Origin of the sequence: Brevundimonas sp. DS20 (assembly GCF_001310255.1) — a bacterium.
Lineage (GTDB): Bacteria > Pseudomonadota > Alphaproteobacteria > Caulobacterales > Caulobacteraceae > Brevundimonas > Brevundimonas aurantiaca.
Map to the genome: position 1 here is coordinate 994,162 of NZ_CP012897.1, position 14,420 is coordinate 1,008,581.

At 69.1% G+C, this 14,420-nt stretch carries 17 protein-coding genes and 1 tRNA gene; 9 read left to right on the forward strand and 9 right to left on the reverse strand.

The annotated features are described in order from the left end of the window. Positions 1-13: 13 nt before the first annotated feature. Positions 14-415, forward strand: coding sequence for an HIT domain-containing protein (locus JL11_RS04765; protein WP_054764646.1), 402 nt, complete (start codon positions 14-16; stop codon positions 413-415). A 15-nt stretch (positions 416-430) separates the two neighbouring features. On the opposite strand, the gene JL11_RS04770 is transcribed toward JL11_RS04765, so the two are convergent. Further along, positions 431-1,267, reverse strand: a complete 837-nt coding sequence (locus JL11_RS04770) for an aldo/keto reductase (RefSeq protein ID WP_054764647.1) — start codon at positions 1,265-1,267, stop codon at positions 431-433. 59 nt (positions 1,268-1,326) lie between these two features. Between JL11_RS04770 and JL11_RS04775 the strand changes: the two genes are divergently transcribed. Beyond that, positions 1,327-2,322, forward strand: a complete 996-nt coding sequence (locus JL11_RS04775; protein WP_054764648.1) for an alpha/beta fold hydrolase — start codon at positions 1,327-1,329, stop codon at positions 2,320-2,322. 105 nt (positions 2,323-2,427) lie between these two features. Then, positions 2,428-3,036 (forward strand): DUF1134 domain-containing protein, encoded by a 609-nt coding sequence (locus tag JL11_RS04780; protein ID WP_054764649.1) that lies wholly within the window; start codon positions 2,428-2,430, stop codon positions 3,034-3,036. An 18-nt stretch (positions 3,037-3,054) separates the two neighbouring features. Here the strand turns inward: JL11_RS04780 and prmC are convergent, their stop codons facing one another. Next, positions 3,055-3,969: a peptide chain release factor N(5)-glutamine methyltransferase gene (gene prmC, locus JL11_RS04785; protein WP_054764650.1), complete on the reverse strand. Its 915-nt coding sequence runs from the start codon at positions 3,967-3,969 to the stop codon at positions 3,055-3,057. 9 nt (positions 3,970-3,978) lie between these two features. Between prmC and JL11_RS04790 the strand changes: the two genes are divergently transcribed. Further along, on the forward strand, positions 3,979-5,310 hold the full coding sequence (locus JL11_RS04790) for a YihY/virulence factor BrkB family protein (protein ID WP_224761167.1): 1,332 nt from the start codon (positions 3,979-3,981) through the stop codon (positions 5,308-5,310). On the opposite strand, the gene hslU is transcribed toward JL11_RS04790, so the two are convergent. Next, positions 5,300-6,601 carry an ATP-dependent protease ATPase subunit HslU gene (gene hslU / locus JL11_RS04795; protein WP_054764651.1) on the reverse strand — a complete coding sequence of 434 codons (1,302 nt, stop codon included), beginning with the start codon at positions 6,599-6,601 and terminating at the stop codon, positions 5,300-5,302. The two genes, JL11_RS04790 and hslU, sit on opposite strands and share 11 nt — an antisense overlap. 63 nt (positions 6,602-6,664) lie before the next feature. Beyond that, a complete protein-coding gene (locus JL11_RS04800; RefSeq protein ID WP_054764652.1) occupies positions 6,665-7,948 on the reverse strand; it encodes an arsenic transporter in 1,284 nt (427 codons plus the stop codon). A gap of 79 nt (positions 7,949-8,027) precedes the next feature. On the opposite strand from JL11_RS04800, the gene JL11_RS04805 reads away from it, so the two are divergent. Beyond that, positions 8,028-8,363 (forward strand): ArsR/SmtB family transcription factor, encoded by a 336-nt coding sequence (locus tag JL11_RS04805; protein ID WP_054764653.1) that lies wholly within the window; start codon positions 8,028-8,030, stop codon positions 8,361-8,363. A gap of 7 nt (positions 8,364-8,370) precedes the next feature. Beyond that, positions 8,371-8,796, forward strand: a complete 426-nt coding sequence (gene arsC / locus JL11_RS04810; protein ID WP_054764654.1) for an arsenate reductase (glutaredoxin) — start codon at positions 8,371-8,373, stop codon at positions 8,794-8,796. A gap of 60 nt (positions 8,797-8,856) precedes the next feature. Here the strand turns inward: arsC and ppa are convergent, their stop codons facing one another. Beyond that, positions 8,857-9,417 (reverse strand): inorganic diphosphatase, encoded by a 561-nt coding sequence (ppa, locus tag JL11_RS04815; RefSeq protein WP_054764655.1) that lies wholly within the window; start codon positions 9,415-9,417, stop codon positions 8,857-8,859. A 127-nt stretch (positions 9,418-9,544) separates the two neighbouring features. On the opposite strand from ppa, the gene JL11_RS04820 reads away from it, so the two are divergent. After that, the gene (locus JL11_RS04820) at positions 9,545-10,231 is read left to right on the forward strand and encodes a DUF599 domain-containing protein (protein ID WP_054764656.1); all 687 of its coding nucleotides are present in this window, start codon (positions 9,545-9,547) and stop codon (positions 10,229-10,231) included. Between the two features lie 262 nt (positions 10,232-10,493). On the opposite strand, the gene JL11_RS04825 is transcribed toward JL11_RS04820, so the two are convergent. Continuing rightward, positions 10,494-11,375, reverse strand: a complete 882-nt coding sequence (locus tag JL11_RS04825) for an N-formylglutamate amidohydrolase (RefSeq protein WP_082382598.1) — start codon at positions 11,373-11,375, stop codon at positions 10,494-10,496. Between the two features lie 58 nt (positions 11,376-11,433). On the opposite strand from JL11_RS04825, the gene cpdR reads away from it, so the two are divergent. Together cpdR and JL11_RS04835 are read left to right on the forward strand one after the other, a co-directional pair. Continuing rightward, on the forward strand, positions 11,434-11,790 hold the full coding sequence (cpdR, locus tag JL11_RS04830) for a cell cycle two-component system response regulator CpdR (protein ID WP_054764657.1): 357 nt from the start codon (positions 11,434-11,436) through the stop codon (positions 11,788-11,790). Positions 11,791-11,914: 124 nt separating this feature from the next. Further along, positions 11,915-11,989 (forward strand) — tRNA-Val (locus tag JL11_RS04835). 49 nt (positions 11,990-12,038) lie between these two features. Here JL11_RS04835 and JL11_RS17110 read toward each other — a convergent pair. The 3 genes from JL11_RS17110 to JL11_RS04845 all read right to left on the reverse strand — a co-directional run bounded on the left by JL11_RS17110 (position 12,039) and on the right by JL11_RS04845 (position 14,396). Then, complete coding sequence (locus JL11_RS17110) at positions 12,039-12,206, reverse strand: lipocalin family protein (RefSeq protein ID WP_227976037.1); 168 nt, start codon at positions 12,204-12,206, stop codon at positions 12,039-12,041. A 33-nt stretch (positions 12,207-12,239) separates the two neighbouring features. Continuing rightward, complete coding sequence (locus tag JL11_RS04840) at positions 12,240-12,797, reverse strand: ActR/PrrA/RegA family redox response regulator transcription factor (RefSeq protein WP_054764658.1); 558 nt, start codon at positions 12,795-12,797, stop codon at positions 12,240-12,242. 108 nt (positions 12,798-12,905) lie between these two features. After that, positions 12,906-14,396, reverse strand: a complete 1,491-nt coding sequence (locus tag JL11_RS04845) for an ActS/PrrB/RegB family redox-sensitive histidine kinase (protein WP_224764455.1) — start codon at positions 14,394-14,396, stop codon at positions 12,906-12,908. Positions 14,397-14,420: the final 24 nt, after the last annotated feature.

Below are 14,420 nucleotides of genomic sequence, written 5' to 3' on the forward strand. Positions count from 1 at the left end.
ATCAGGAGCCCCAATGACCGACTTTCGTCCAGACCCCGCCTTCGCCGCCGGCTCCATCGCCGCCGCCGAATGGCCGCTGTGTCATGTGCGGCTTCAGGACGACGCCCGCTTCCCCTGGCTGATCCTGATCCCGCGCGTCGAAGGCGCGGTGGAGCTGGAGGACCTCAGCGTCGAACGGCGGGCCGTGCTGATGGAGGAGACGGTGCGGGCGGGGGCGCTGGTGCGGAGACTGGGGCCGGTCGATAAGCTGAACGTCGGGGCCATCGGCAATGTGACGGCCCAGTTGCACGTCCATGTGGTGGGGCGCCGCCGCGACGACGGCCTGTGGCCCGATCCGGTCTGGGGGCGAGGACCGGCGGTTCCCTATGCGGGGGAGGCGCGGGCGCGGCTGTTGGATTTGATCGCGGGCGGGTGAGCCGCCGCGCGCCCGTCAGATGATGTCCAGCGGCGTCTCCCGCGTCGGCGGGGGGAAGGCTTCGTCGAGGCGGTGCAGGTCCTCGGCGTCGAACTGGATCTCCAGGGCGTCGGCGTTGGCCTCCACGTGCTCGACCGAGCTCGCCTTGGGGATGGCGATCACCCCGTCCTGGCGCAGGACGGCGGCCAAGGCCACCTGGGCCGGGTCGGCGTCGTGGCGGTCGGCGATGTCGCGGATCAGCGGATGGTCCAGCAGGCCGCCGCGCCCCAGGGGCGAATAGGCCATCATCGGCATGTCGCGCGCCTGCAGCCAGGGCAGCAGGTCGAACTCGACCCCGCGCGACCCCAGATGATAGAGCAGCTGATTGGCCGCGCAGTCCTCGCCTCCCTCGATCTCCATCAGCCGCTTCATGGCGCGCAGGTCCAGGTTGGACACGCCCCAGCGGACGATCATCCCTTCATCGACCAGTTCCTGGAAGGCGGCGACCGTCTCCTCCAGGGGGACGCGGCCCTCCCAGTGCAGCAGATAGAGGTCCAGACGGTCCGTCCCCAGCCGCTCCAGCGACTTTTCGCAGGCCAGCATCATCTTCAGTTCGGAGGCGTTCTCGGGCCGGACCTTGGAGACCAGAAAGACCTCGTCGCGGCGGCCGGCGATCACCTCGCCCACCAGACGTTCCGAGCGGCCGTCGCCGTACAGTTCGGCCGTGTCGATCAGGGTCAGGCCCAGGTCGATCCCCCGCGCCAGGGCCTGCTGTTCGGCGTCGCGCCGGGCGGGATGGTCGCCGATCTCCCACGTCCCTTGGCCCAGGGCGGGAACGGTCGTACCGTCTGCAAAGGTGACGAGGCGGGTCATGTCGGTCCTGTTCCATTCGCGGCGAAAGGCCGCCTTGGCTTGGGTATGGAGAGGTTGAGATGCGTACCCGGCTTATCAAGACCGACGGCCTTGTCCAACAGGTGCTGGAGGCGGGATATGATCAGCCTAACGCGCCCCTGGTCCTGCTGATCCACGGCTTCCCCGAACTGGGCGTCAGCTGGCGCGCCCAGGTCGAGGCCCTGTCCCTGGCGGGATATCATGTCGTGGCGCCGGACATGCGCGGTTACGGCGGCACGGACAAGCCCCAGGGCGCCGCCGCCTTTTCGATCCTGCATCTGGTCGGGGACATGGTCGACCTGGTGCGGGCCCTGGGTGAACAGAGCGCCATTGTGGTGGGCCACGACTGGGGCGCGCCGGTCGCCTGGTGCTGCGCCCTGCTGCGGCCCGATCTGTTCACGGCGGTGGCCGGCCTGTCCGTGCCCTTCCAGCCGCGCCGACCCCAGGGACCGCCGACGACCGTCATGGCGGTTCTGTCCGAACGGGCCGGTATGGGCGACCTCTATATCAACCGGTTCCAGGCGGCCGACGCCCATCGGGCGCTGGAGGCCGATCCGGCGATGACGCTGAGGAAGCTGTTCTGGGCCTATGACGGCGCCACTCCGGCGTCGAAACGGGCCACCGGCTTCATGGCGCGGGGCGTCGGCCTGCTGGACAGTATTGATGACGCCGCCGACCTGCCGCCGTGGATGAGCCCGGCCCATTTCGCCGAATATGTGGAGGCCTTTTCGGCCGGCGGCTTTGACGCCCCGCTGAACTGGTACCGCGCCATCGACCTGAATTGGTCGCTGACGGCCTTTGCGCAGGAACAGCGAATCCTCCAGCCGGCCCTGTTCATCGTCGGCGAGAACGACCCGGTGCGCCACTACGCCGGATCGGCCGAGGCGGGGCTGAAGGACTGGGTTCCGAACCTGAGCCGGTCGGTGGTCGTGCCCGGCGCCGGTCACTGGATTCAGCAGGAGAAGGCCGAGGCGGTGAACGCCCTGCTGCTGGCCTTTCTGAAGGATCTGCCGGAGGCGGACGGGGGCCAGACGTAAGCCTGCGTTAACCTTGAAGCCGCAAGTCTGCCGTAAAGGTCGGGGACGGTGCCGCGAACCTCGGCGGACCCGCCGACCCGTCTTCTCGCCGTTCTCGGAGCCCCCATGCATCGCCGCCAAATGATCCTGTCCGGCCTGGCCACCGCCGCAGGGGCCTCGTCTCTGGGCGCCTGCGCCTCGGCGCCGGCCAATCCCAACTATCCGATCAGCTCCGACAATTCGGCGCCCGCCTACACCTTCGACGAACTGGTCGCGGCCGGGTCCAAGGAGCTGGGCATCGCCGCCGAGGTGGTGGGCGGGGCGATCGAGCGGGTCTTTGCGGATCAGGGCGATCGCCCCACCGCCTATATCGCGGGTGAGGAAGGCTCCGGCGCCGTGGTCGTCGGCGCCCGCTACGGCCGCGGCGCCCTGCATATGAAGGACCTGTCGGCCTCTCAGGAAGTGTTCTGGCAAGGCGCCTCGGTGGGTTGGGACTGGGGCGGCAACGCCAGCCGCGTCTTTACCCTGGTCTATGGCCTGTACCACCCGGACATGATCTATCGCCGCTATCCGGGCGTCGAAGGCTCGGCCTATCTGATCGCGGGGCTGGGCGTGAACTATCAGCGGGCCGACGGGATCACCCTGGCCCCGATCCGCACCGGCGTGGGCCTGCGCCTGGGCGCCAATGTCGGCACCATGAGCTACAGCCGCCAGCGCAATCTTCTGCCCTTCTGAACCGGTCGAGGCCCGACCCTATTCCTGCGGAATGGGGTTGGTGCGGGGGTCGGGGCCGTTGGTGACGACGCGGTCGCGGTCGCCCAGATCCTTGACGATCTTGACGTCCGCAAAGCCTTCCGCCTCGAACAGGGCCTTGACCTGCGGGCCCTGGTCCCAGCCGATCTCGACCGCGAAGACGCCGCCGGGCTTCAGGATGCGCCGGATCTCGGGGGCCAGGTCGCGATAGGCCTGCAAGCCATCGGGGCCGCCGTCCAGGGCCAGGTGAGGGTCGTGATCGCGCACCTCCGGGTCCAGGCCGGGGATATGGTCGGTCGGAATATAGGGCGGGTTGGACAGCACCAGGTCAAAGCTCGCGTCGCCGAAACCGGCCGCCCATTCCGTGCGCAGGAAGGTGGCGCGCTCGTTCAGATCCAGATTGGCGGCGTTCTCCTTGGCGACCGCCAGGGCCTCGGTGGAGATGTCGGTGCCCACCCCCTTGGCCGCCGTCCGCTCGGCCAGCAGGGCCAGCAGAATGGCGCCTGAACCCGTGCCCAGGTCGACGGCGGTGAAGGCTTCGTGCCGGGCGAAGGCCAGGAGGGCGACGTCCAACAGGGTCTCGGTGTCGGGCCGGGGGCTGAGGACGTCGGGGGTGACGTTCAGCATGATCTTCCAGAAGCCCTTCTTGCCGACGATGCGCGAGACCGGCTCGCGGCGCAGGCGGCGGTCGATCATGGCCGTATAGGCGGCCTGCTGCTCGGGGGTGACGATCCGATAGGGGTCGGTCAGTATGTCGGTGCGGCTGGCGCCGGCGGCGGCCTCCAGCAGCAGGCGGGCGTCGATGGCCGGGCTGTCGATGCGGCCGTCCTTCAGTCGGGCCTGGGCGGCCTTCCACACGGTCAACAGGGTCGCGGCGCCGTCGGCGGGCTTGGGGGAGAGGGGCTCGAGGGTCATGACGGCTGATTGGCCCTTCGCACAGGGGATTTCAAGCGCGACCGGGCGCCGTGGCCTGGGAACGCGGGGGGCGGCTTCGCCGTTCGCCTGCTGATGTTCAGGTTCAGATCTTCGCCGCAGCCCCGTCGTCGTCCCTGGTGGAGGTTCGTCGCCGCCGCCCTGGGCGGCCTGACCGCCGGGGCGGGCGCGGCCCATCTGCTCTATACCCAGGGGCATAAGGTGGGGGTGGAACTGCGCCCCAAACGCCCCGAACCCCTGCCGCCCAAGCCGCCGACGCCCGAAGACTATGAGGCCAGGGAGCCGGGCCGGGGCCGGCTGGCCAGACGGCCGGAACAGATTCCGCACAAGGGCTGGATCGACATACTGTGGCGGACCGGCGGCTCCTATTTCGGCGACCGGGTCGGTTTCGTCGCGGGGGGCGTGACCTTCTTCACCCTCTTGTCCCTGTTTCCGCTGCTGGGGAGTTTCGTCACCCTTTACGGCCTGTTCGCCGATCCGGCCGACGCCTGGAGCCGGCTGCAGTTCCTCTACGCCGTCATGCCCGACAGCATCGCCCAGTTCCTGGGCGGAGAGATGGAGCGGCTGGCCCGGAACTCCAGCGGCCAGCTGACCTTCACCCTGATCTGGACCCTGGCCCTCTCGCTGTGGACCGCCAACGGGGCGGTCAAGGTGCTGTTCTACGGGCTGAACGTCGCCTATCACGAGGTCGAGCGGCGCAACATCGTCCGCTATAATCTGCTGTGCATGGGCTTCACCATCGGGGCCATTCTGGCCCTGTTGCTGACCTCGGCCCTGGTCGTCGGGGCGCCGGTGGTGATCCGGCTGTTCGGCCTTCAGGAGGAATGGGGCCTGTTCGCCCTTTTGCGCTGGCCCCTGCTGCTGGTCGGCTATGTCGCGGCCCTGACCCTGATCTATCGGTTCGGCCCCTGTCGGCAGAAGGCGCGCTGGCGCTGGCTGACGCCGGGCGCCCTCTTCGCCGCCTTGCTCAGCCTGACCGTCTCCTTCCTCTTCAGCTGGTATCTGACCAACTTCGTCCGCACCGACTCCTACGGCCCCCTGGCGGCCATTATGGGCTTTCTGCTGTGGACCTGGCTGTCGGTGCAGGTGATCCTGATGGGGGCCGAGCTGAACGCCGAGATCGAGCACCAGACGGCCATGGACACCACGACCGGCAAGCCTCAGCCGATCGGGGATCGGGGCGCCAAGGTCGCCGATACGGTGGGCGCGCGCCGGGGCAATCCGGCCGCCCTGGCCTTCACCCAGCGCCACGCCGAGGCCATGGCCGACCGGCTGACGCGCCGCCGCAGCCGCCGCGAGCGGGACGCGGCCGCTACAGAATGAAGCGGCTCAGGTCGACGTCCTTGGTCAGCAGACTCAACTTGTCGCGCACCGCCGCCCCGTCGAAGGTGACGGTCTGGCCCGCCAGGTCCGAGGCCTTGAAACTGGTCTCCTCCAGCACCCGCTCCAGCACGGTCTGAAGCCGCCGGGCGCCGATGTTCTCCACCGCCGAATTGGCCGCCACCGCCGCATCGGCCAGGGCCTCGATCGCGTCCTCGGTGAAGGTCAGGGTCACGTCCTCGGTGGCCAGCAGGGCCTGGTTCTGACGGATCAGATTGGCCTCGGGCTCGGTCAGGATCCGCTTGAAGTCGTCGCGCGTCAGGGCCTTCAGCTCGACCCGGATCGGCAGCCGCCCCTGAAGTTCGGGCAGCAGGTCCGACGGCTTGGCCACATGGAAGGCGCCCGAGGCGATGAACAGCACATGGTCGGTCTTCACCGGCCCGTATTTGGTCGAGACCGTGGTCCCCTCGATCAGGGGCAGGAGGTCGCGCTGCACCCCCTCGCGCGACACATCGGCGCCCGAGGCCCCCTGGCGCGCCGCCACCTTGTCGATCTCGTCCAGGAAGACGATGCCCTCGTTCTCGGCCAGGATCAGGGCCTCCTTGGTCAGGCTGTCCTGATCCAGCAGCTTGTCGCCTTCCTCGGCGATCAGGGGGGCGACGGCGTCGCGGACCGCCAGCTTGACCGTCTTGGTGCGGCCCCCGCCCATCTTGCCCAGCATCACCGACAGGTTCAGCAGCCCCACGGCCCCGCCGCCGGGGATGTCCAGCCCCTGGATCGGGGAGGCGGTGTCGGCCAGGGCGATCTCGATCTCCTTGTCGTCCAGCTCGCCGGCCCGCAGCTTCTTCCTGAAGCTGTCGCGGGTCGCCGGTCCCGCGCCGGGCCCGACCAGGGCCTCCAGGATCCGATCCTCGGCCGCGCCTTCCGCCCGCGCCCGCACCTCGCCGCGCCGCCGCTCGCGCACCATGACCAGGGCGCTCTCGACCAGGTCGCGCATGATCTGATCGACGTCGCGGCCGACATAGCCGACCTCGGTGAACTTGGTCGCCTCGACCTTCAGAAAGGGCGAACCCGCCAGCCGCGCCAGCCGCCGGGCGATCTCGGTCTTGCCCACGCCGGTGGGGCCGATCATCAGAATATTCTTCGGCGTCACCTCGTCGCGCAGATCCTCGGGCACGCGCTTTCTGCGCCAGCGATTACGCAGGGCCACGGCCACGGCGCGCTTGGCGTCGTCCTGGCCGACGATGTAGCGATCCAGTTCGGAGACGATTTCGCGGGGGGAAAGGTCAGTCATGGCGCTCACATAGGAGGCCGAGAACCGTTGCGGGAGAGGGCAGGGCGTCGCGGCGCTGTTTCGCTAGACCGCCAGCCTCAACGCCAGGGCGGTCAGGGTGACGGCGAGGACGGGGAGGGTCAGAATCAGGCCGATCTTGATGTAATAGACCCAGCCGATGCGGACCCCCTTTCGGGCCAGGACGTGCAGCCACAGCAGGGTGGCCAGGGAGCCGATGGGGGTCATCTTGGGGCCCAGGTCGCTGCCGATGACATTGGCGTAGATCATGGCCTCCCGCACCGGGCCGGTCGCCGAGGAGGCGTCGATGGACAGGGCGGCGATCAGGACCGTGGGCAGGTTGTTGGCGACGGCCGACAGGGCGGCGGTCAGGAAGCCCGTTCCGAAGGTCGCGCCCCAGACGCCGCCTTCGGCGAAGCCGTCCATCAGCTGGGCCAGATGGCGCGTCAGCCCGGCGTTGCCCAACCCATAGACCACCAGATACATGCCCAGCGAGAAGATCACGACCTGCCACGGCGCCTCGCGCAGGACCTTGGTCGTGCTGATCTTGGAGCCGCGCCCGGCGACGATCAGCAGCACGACGGCGCCGGCGGCGGCGATGGCCGAGACGGGAAGGCCTCGGGGCTCCAGAACGAAGAAGCCCAGCAGCAGCAGACCCAGCACCAGCCAGCCGGCGATAAAGGTCGCCCGGTCCTTGATCGCGGTCTCCGGCCGGGGCAGGCGGTCCACCTCATAGGCCCTGGGGATGTCGCGTCCGAAGACGGCGAACAGGACGGCCAGGGTGGCGGCGACCGAGGCCAGGTTCACCGGAACCATGACCGCCGCATAGCGATCAAAGCCGATGTCGAAGAAGTCGGCCGAGACGATATTGACCAGGTTGGACACCACCAGCGGCAGGCTGGCCGTGTCGGCGATGAAGCCCGCCGCCATGACGAAGGCCAGGGTCGCCTTGGGCCCATAGCCCAGGGCCAGCAGCATGGCGATGACGATGGGCGTCAGGATCAGGGCCGCCCCGTCATTGGCGAACAGGGCCGAGACGGCCGCGCCCAGCAGGACCACCAGGCCGAACAGCCGCCGCCCATGGCCCCCGCCCCAGCGACCGATGTGAAGGGCCGCCCATTCGAAGAAGCCGGCCTCGTCCAGCAGCAGGCTGATGACGATGATGGCGACAAAGGCCGCCGTCGCATTCCAGACGATGCCCCAAACCACGGGGATGTCGTTCAGGGCCACCACCCCCAGCAGCAGGGCCGCCGCCGCCCCGCCCAGGGCGCTCCAGCCGATCTGCAGCCCCTTGGGCTGCCACAGCACCAGGACGATGGTGACGGCGAAGATCAGAAGGGCGACGATCATGGGGCGGATCCTGTCGCGGACCGGCGTCCGCAGCGAACCTGTAGCTTGCGCCGCGTCATATTTCCAGTATCTTGGAATAATGGAATCCGAACCCGCCATGCTCGCGCTTGCGGCCCTGGCCCAGCCCACCCGGCTGGAGGCCTTTCGCCTGCTGGTTCGCAGCGCGCCGGAGGGCCTGGCGGCCGGCGCGGTGGCGGATCGGCTGGCGGTGCCGGCCAATACGATGTCGGCCCATCTGGGCGTGCTGTCGCGGGCGGGGCTGATCCGCGCCCAGAGACGCAGCCGCTCGATCGTCTATCGCGCCGATCTGGATCGGCTGGGCGACCTGGTGCTGTTCCTGCTGAAGGACTGCTGCCAGGGACGCGCCGAACTTTGCCAACCCCTGCTGGCCGAACTGGCCCCCTGCTGCGACTGAGGCCCCTATGGACATCGTCATCTATCACAATCCCGCCTGCGGGACGTCTCGCAACACCCTGGCCCTGATCCGCCACGTCGGGATCGAGCCCCACGTGGTCGAATACCTGAAGACCCCGCCCAGCCGGGCCCTGGTGGCGCAGATGGTCGAACGGACGGGCGGATCGGTGCGCGACATCCTGCGCGAAAAGGGCACGCCCTATGCCGAACTGGGCCTGGGCGCCCCCGGCCTGTCGGACGATCAGCTGCTGGATGCGATCGAGGCCCATCCGATCCTGATGAACCGGCCCATCGTGGTCTCGCCCCGCGGCGTGAAACTGTGCCGCCCGTCCGAGGCGGTGCTGGACCTGCTGCCGGCGGAGGGACTGAAACCCTTCACCAAGGCGGACGGCGAGGTGGTGATCGACGCCGACGGCCGCCGGGTCGGGGGATAGCAAAAAGGCGTCCTCCCGGATCGGAGGACGCCTTCAGGGTTTTTAGCGTGGGTCGCCCGTTCAGGCGGCCTTCCCGGCCTTCTTGGCGGCCAGCTTGTCCTGGTGGGCCTTCATGCCGGCTGAGATCAGTTCGGCGGCCTCGCCGGCGTCGCCCCAGCCCTTGACCGTGACCGACTTGCCCTTCTCCAGGTCCTTGTAGCGGGTGAAGAAGTGTTCGATCTGTTCGATCAGGATGGCCGGCAGCTGACGATAGCTGGCGATCTCGGTGTAATAGGGGTTCAGCTTGTCGACCGGCACGGCCAGGATCTTCTCGTCGCCGCCGGCCTCGTCCACCATCTTCAGCACGCCGATCGGGCGCGAGCGGATGACGCAGCCCGGCACCACCGGCGTCGGGTTCAGCACGATCACGTCGCAGGGGTCGCCGTCGTCCGACAGGGTATGGGGAACGAAGCCGTAGTTGCCGGGATAGTACATGGCCGTGTGCAGGAAGCGGTCGACGAACAGGGCGCCGGACTCCTTGTCCATCTCATACTTCACCGGCAGACCGCCTTGCGGGATCTCGATGATGACATTGATGTCCCAGGGAGCGTTCGGGCCGACCGGAATGGCGTCGAGGTTCATGGCGGGTCTTTGCTGCGACTGCGAAAATCTTGAAAGCGAGGGGTGATAGGACGGGCGGGCCGCCTGGGCAAGGGCGACGTGCGTTCAGACCCTTGCGCCCGGCGTCGGAGCGGGTTCACTAGGCGCCATGACCTGGATCGACTGGACCGCCCTGACCCTCTTTTTCGTCTGCTGGCTGGGCTATGGGCCGATCCTGAGATTCATCGCCCGGCACGGCGGCGCCCTGAACGAGGACATGGTCCATGTCCGCAATCGGTGGATGGCGGCCATGACCCACCGCGAGATCCGGCTGGTGGACAGCCAGCTGATGGGCCATTCGATCAATTCGGCCTCGTTTTTCGCCTCGACCAATCTGCTGCTGATCGCGGCGGTGGGGGGGATTCTGTTCGGCGGGGAGAGCAAGCTGGAAGGCTTCGCCGCCGTGGGGGCCGAAAACGTGCCGATCCGCATTCTGGAGGCCAAGCTGGCCCTGGTGCTGATGTGCCTGGCGCGCGGCTTTTTGGACTTCATCTGGGCCCTGCGTCAGATGAACTACGCCCTGGCCCTGATCGGGGCGGCGCCCGAGATCCAGTCCGAAACGGACCGCAAGGCCTATGGCCAGGCGGCGGGGGAGTTGCTGAACCCCGCGCTCAGCGCCTTCAGCCAGGGGGTTAGGGGCTATTATTTCGCCCTGGCGGCGGCGGCCTGGCTGTTCGGCCCGATGTGGCTGGCCCTGGGCGTGGCTTCGGCCTTCGGCCTTCTGATCTATCGCCAGGAGGCGTCGCCGGCCGCGCGCGCCATTCGCAACGCCCGCCGTCTGCTGGGAGAAGGCTGATCATTGTGCAGGCGCACAACGGGCTTCCCGCGCGGTGTGGCGCCTATGAGGCGAATTAGGACCGTAACCGCCGTAATTGCGTAACATCCTGTGACCGTCAGGACGCGCAGAGCCCTTGACCGTTTGTGCGTTGCAACCTAAGTTCTCCTCTGACGCCTCCGGGCGTCTTGCCCTTCCTGGGCGTTTCCTCCCTATAGACTTTCATGCCGCGCCTCCGGGCGCGGCTTTTTTTTTTGGCTGATCGCCGATAAGTCGCGCCGGCCTAAACGCCCCAGGGCTCAGAGCACAGGGCGGCGATGACGCGGGTCAGGGCCTTGTGCGTCTTCTGATAGGCGGCGTTGGGCGCCTGGCGGCCCTCGTCCAGATACAGACGGCGGTTCAGTTCGATCTGGACGGCGTGAAACCCCTCCTTCGGCCGGCCCCAGACCTGGGTGGACCAGCCCCCGGCGTAGGGGTGGTTCAGGCCCACCCGCCAGCCCAGCCCCTGGAACAGGTCGCGCAGCCGCCGCGTCAGCCGCGGATCGCAGGCGGCGCCGTGTCGGTCGCCCAGCACCACCTCCACCCCGGCGGCCCGCGCCGGCATCGAATGCCAGTCGATCAGCAGTGCGCGCCCCTGGCGGGCCAGGGTCTGACGCATCAGGCCCTCCAGCGCCTGATGATAGGGCCGGTGGACCGCCGCGATCCGGGCCTCCCCCTCGGCCCGCGACAGGCGCCGGTCATAAAGCGGCAGGCCGTCGCCGCTGCGGCGGGGGATGACGCCGTATCCGGCTCGGGTCTTGGCCCCGACCGCACCGTCAGCCCCTTCGATCAGTTCGGGGTCCAGTTCGGCGGGGTCACGGTTCAGATCCACATAGGCGCGGCCGATCCGGCCCTCGATCAGGGGCGCGCCGCACGCCGGCCCGGCCTGCACCAGGGCGTTGACCCGGGCGTCCTCCGCGCTCTTCAGACTGGCGTCCGCCAGGCCGGGGGCGGGCGCCATGTCCGCCGGATAGAGGTCGCCGGAATGGGGTGAGGCGAAGACCAGGGCCGTCTGGGGCGCGTCCGCAGGCGGCGTCGTGATCGCGAAATTGGCGCCGGCCGGGGTCATGTCCACCGCATAGCGCGTTTCGCTGTGGAAGGAAGTCGTGCGACCGGCGAATTTCATCGCCGGTTTACCGTTGTGAGCCTAGCGTCGCTCCTCTGAATTCAAGGGGCCTTTTCGAATGGCGCGCATCCTCCTGGCCGAAGACGACAGTTCGCTGCGCGGGTTCCTGACCCGCGCCCTGGAGCGGGCGGGCCATCAGGTCATCGACTGCGAAAACGGCGACGACGCCATCGACGCCCTGGAGCACGGCCCCTACGACCTGCTGCTGACCGACATCGTCATGCCCGGCGCCGACGGGATCGAGGTGGCCCGCGTCGCCGCCGCCCGCCAGCCCGGCCTGCGCATCATGTTCATCACCGGCTTCGCCGCCGTCGCCCTGACCGCCGCCCAGGCCTCGCCCCAGGCCAAGGTCCTGTCCAAACCCGTCCATCTGCGCGACCTGGTCAATGAGGTCGAACGGATGGTGGCGGCCTGAGCGTTGAAATCGCTACGGTTTTCCAGAAATCTCGTTGCGGCGGTCAAAGCCGCTTGATGCGGGCCGGTCGTGCCGCTATACGACCGCCCTTCCCGCTCTCGAACCGATCGAGAGCCGCCACGGCGGACGCGTAGCTCAGCGGGAGAGCACTACGTTGACATCGTAGGGGTCACAGGTTCAATCCCTGTCGCGTCCACCATTCCTCCCCAAGACAATCGAAGACTTGTCGAGCCCAGCGCATGCGCCGTTCAGGGCTGTGGCTGTTGTGTCGGTCGCAGCAGGGTCAGGTCGTAGCCCAGGTCGCGGGCGCGGTTCATCAGGGCGTCGCGGACCTGAGGCGAAGGTTGGGGCGTGCGCGACATCAGCCACAGATGGCGGCCCGGAGGTTCGCCAACGATCGACCAGGAAGCGAGCACGACCGCTCTCAGCCCCCCGCCCCGCCTCGCCCCTTACCGCGGCGCGCGCTTGGCCAGGATGCGTTGCAGGGTGCGGCGGTGCATGCCCAGGCGGCGGGCGGTTTCCGAGACATTGTGGTCGCACAGCTCATAGACCCGCTGGATATGCTCCCAGCGCACCCGGTCGGCGCTCATCGGGTTTTCGGGCGGCTCGGGGGCCGCGTCGCCGCTCGCCAGCAGGGCCTTGACCACGTCGTCGGCGTCGGCGGGCTTGGACAGATAATCGACGGCGCCGGCCTTGACCGCCGCAACCGCCGTGGCGATGGCGCCGTAGCCGGTCAGCATCACGATCCGGGCGTCCTCGCGCCGCTCGCGCACCGCCTCGACGATCTTCAGCCCGTTGCCGTCCTCCAGCCGCATGTCCAGGACGGCGAAGGCCGGGGCCTTTTCGTTCAGCCGCAGCTGAGCCTCGGCGACCGAGGCGGCGGTGGTCACCTCGAAGCCGCGCGCCTCCAGCGCCCGTCCCATCCGGGTGCGCAGGGCCTGGTCGTCGTCCAGCAGCAGCAGGGACTTGTCGGGCAGGGCGGCGATGCGGGTCTCAAGCTCGGGCATTCTGTTCTCCTGCTGAATCAAGTCGGGGCCGGAAGTCGTTCGGTCAAGGGCGAGCGGCCGCCTGCGACGCTTCGACCCAATACGGGCGGGGACGGGGTTTGGACGCGCTCAGGCCGCCACCTCCAGCGCCGGACGGGCCCATCGCACCGCCACACGCGCGCCGCGCAGGGGGGCGCGGCCGTCGGGGGCGGCGCCCGGCCGCGGCAGGCCCTGGCCCACGCTGACCACCCCGCCGGTCCGCTCCAACAGGGTGCGGGCGATGAAGAAGCCCAGGCCCATGCCGCCCTGGCTGGGGGCGACCGTGGTCTCCGGCCCGCCGCGCCCGGCGCCGGAGGCCGCAGCGGCGATCTGGGCCGCCAGGGCCAGGCGCGCCTTGCCGTGCGGGCGGCTGGTCACATAGGGCTCGCCCAGCCGGGGCAGGATGTCGCTGGGAAAGCCCGGCCCGTCGTCCAGAATGGCGATCTCGATCCAGCCGGCGTCGACCTGGGCCTGGACCCGCACGGTGGAGGCGGCGAAGTCGGCGGCGTTCTCGACCAGCGTCGACAGGCCGTGCACCACCTCGGGCAGGCGGCGCACGCGCGGGGCCGGCTGGCCGGGCGGGGTCTTGACCAGGACCTCAAAGGCCAGGTCGAAGCCCCGGTGCGGCTCGACCACCTCCTCCAGCAGGGCCTTCAGAGCCACGTCGGCGTACAGGGCGTCGTCCCCCTCCGGCCGGCGCGACAGCTGGGCCAATATGCCCCGGCACCGTTCGGCCTGTTGCAGGATCAGGGCCGCGTCCTCGGCGGCGTCGCTGTCGGGCGCCGAGGCGCGCTGAAGTTCCTTGGCTACGACCTGGATGGTGGCCAGCGGCGTGCCCAACTCATGGGCCGCGGCCGCCGCCAGACCGCCCAGGGCCGCCAGTCTCTGTTCGCGCTGCAGCACGTCCTGGGTCGTGGCCAGGGCCAGCTCCAGCTTCTCGGCGTCGGCCGCCACCCGCCAGGCGTAGCCGGCGGTGAAGACCACACCGGTCACCAGGGCCATGGCCATCCCCAGCCGATAGAGCAGGGGCAGGTGAAAATTCTCTCCCGGACGCCAGGGCAGGGGCTCAGACCAGAAGAACAGCACCCCCACGGCGATCAGGGCCAGAAGGCCCAGCGCCACGGCCTGGCGCGCGGGCAGGGCGGCGGCGGCGATCGTCACCGGCGCCACCAGCAGCAGACAGAAGGGGTTCTCCAGCCCGCCGGTCAGGCCCAGCAGAAGGCTGAGCTGAAAAATGTCGAACCCCAGGTGCAGGGCCGTGGTGCGTCCGTCCGGCAGGCTGGCCTCCAGCCGCCGCACCCGCGCCATGGCGCCCACGTTCACCGCAGCGCTGACGGCGATGACGATCAGACAGGGCCACAGCGGCAGGGGGAAATGCAGCCCCTGAGACGCCGTCAGGATCGCCGCGCTCTGCCCCAGTATGGTCAGCCAGCGCAGGACGATCAAAGTCCGCAGGGAAAAGCCGCGTCCCCTACGGGCGCCGTCGGCGGGGCCGGGCTGCGACAGGGCGCTGTCCACGGCCGCCCCCTCTGAAAGGGACGGCCGCCCGTGCGGCGCGATGTGGTCTTCTGTCGAGGTCACCGGCCTTCTATAGACCGGGGCCGA

Bases quoted from the DNA above. Each gene is read 5' to 3' on its own strand.
- JL11_RS04765 (WP_054764646.1), top strand. From the start codon at position 14: ATGACCGACTTTCGTCCAGACCCCGCCTTCGCCGCCGGCTCCATCGCC.
- JL11_RS04770 (WP_054764647.1), bottom strand. From the start codon at position 1,267: ATGACCCGCCTCGTCACCTTTGCAGACGGTACGACCGTTCCCGCCCTG.
- JL11_RS04775 (WP_054764648.1), top strand. From the start codon at position 1,327: ATGCGTACCCGGCTTATCAAGACCGACGGCCTTGTCCAACAGGTGCTG.
- JL11_RS04780 (WP_054764649.1), top strand. From the start codon at position 2,428: ATGCATCGCCGCCAAATGATCCTGTCCGGCCTGGCCACCGCCGCAGGG.
- prmC (WP_054764650.1), bottom strand. From the start codon at position 3,969: ATGACCCTCGAGCCCCTCTCCCCCAAGCCCGCCGACGGCGCCGCGACC.
- hslU (WP_054764651.1), bottom strand. From the start codon at position 6,601: ATGACTGACCTTTCCCCCCGCGAAATCGTCTCCGAACTGGATCGCTAC.
- JL11_RS04800 (WP_054764652.1), bottom strand. From the start codon at position 7,948: ATGATCGTCGCCCTTCTGATCTTCGCCGTCACCATCGTCCTGGTGCTG.
- JL11_RS04805 (WP_054764653.1), top strand. From the start codon at position 8,028: ATGGAATCCGAACCCGCCATGCTCGCGCTTGCGGCCCTGGCCCAGCCC.
- arsC (WP_054764654.1), top strand. From the start codon at position 8,371: ATGGACATCGTCATCTATCACAATCCCGCCTGCGGGACGTCTCGCAAC.
- ppa (WP_054764655.1), bottom strand. From the start codon at position 9,417: ATGAACCTCGACGCCATTCCGGTCGGCCCGAACGCTCCCTGGGACATC.
- JL11_RS04820 (WP_054764656.1), top strand. From the start codon at position 9,545: ATGACCTGGATCGACTGGACCGCCCTGACCCTCTTTTTCGTCTGCTGG.
- JL11_RS04825 (WP_082382598.1), bottom strand. From the start codon at position 11,375: ATGAAATTCGCCGGTCGCACGACTTCCTTCCACAGCGAAACGCGCTAT.
- cpdR (WP_054764657.1), top strand. From the start codon at position 11,434: ATGGCGCGCATCCTCCTGGCCGAAGACGACAGTTCGCTGCGCGGGTTC.
- JL11_RS04840 (WP_054764658.1), bottom strand. From the start codon at position 12,797: ATGCCCGAGCTTGAGACCCGCATCGCCGCCCTGCCCGACAAGTCCCTG.